The organism is Bradyrhizobium sp. 25ACV (assembly GCF_054863005.1).
In genome coordinates this window covers 1-262 of record NZ_JAVAYO010000141.1, presented here as the reverse complement: position 1 = coordinate 262, position 262 = coordinate 1, and the positions used below count along the sequence as shown (strand labels likewise).

The following is a 262-nucleotide window of genomic DNA, read 5'->3' as shown; positions in this document are numbered from 1 at the left end:
AATGATATGGACAATCGCAGGAATATGCATCATCATTTTAATGATTCCAACCTTACTCGTGTTGCCGACGTTCCAAGGAAAACCAACGGCCAGCCAACACGTAGCAGCAGAACCATCAGCAAAAAAAGAAGTGAAAGGTTCAGTCAAATTGAAGCAATCACCCGTCTCCATTCCAGTCTATCGTTCAGCGCATCAACAGGTAGAAAACATCCCCTTAGAAGAGTATGTGATCGGTGTCGTCGCTTCGGAAATGCCAGCTGAT

General features: G+C 45.0%; 1 protein-coding gene. It reads left to right on the top strand.

The features are described 5' to 3' along the window. Positions 1–262 (top strand): SpoIID/LytB domain-containing protein (locus RAD04_RS38895; protein WP_461627996.1); only part of this gene is annotated, 262 nt, incomplete at both ends.